Below are 505 nucleotides of genomic sequence, written 5' to 3' on the forward strand. Positions count from 1 at the left end.
GGCATCGACCGGGCGTCGGCAACACGAGGACGCCGCGTATTGGGACTGGTATCGGCAGTCAGACCGAAATCGAGGAAACCCACCTGACTGGCGCCTGCTGTGCAAGGAGGCGGTGTCTGCGACGCATCGCTGAAACTGGCGACACAGCAGTAGGGCACTCTCGGGAGGCAAGCATGAGGCCAGACGAGGACATCAAGCGACAGGTGGAGGAAGAACTCTGGCGGGATCCGGAACTGGAATCGGCCGATATCGGTGTAGCGGTGAAGGACGGCGTCGTGATGCTGTCAGGGTTCGTGTTCAACTACAGTGACAAGGTGCAGGCGGAAGCCGACGCCAAGAGAGTGGCTGGTGTCGCCGGCGTGGCTAACGATGTTGAGATACGCTTTCTCGAAGAGGAGCGGCCCGATCCTGTCATTGCCCGCGATGCAGTCGAGGCGATCCGGTTTGAATTTCCACAGTTAGGGGAGCAGATCCGTGTGATGGTTGAGAACGGCTGGCTGACTCT

At 60.0% G+C, this 505-nt stretch carries 1 protein-coding gene; it reads left to right on the forward strand.

The features are described 5' to 3' along the window. Positions 1-173 precede the first annotated feature (173 nt). On the forward strand, positions 174-505 hold a 332-nt coding region (locus tag AC2JF9_RS08480), incomplete at its 3' end, for a BON domain-containing protein (protein ID WP_500726897.1).

It is taken from the genome of Lactobacillus sp. C449L (assembly GCF_059900815.1).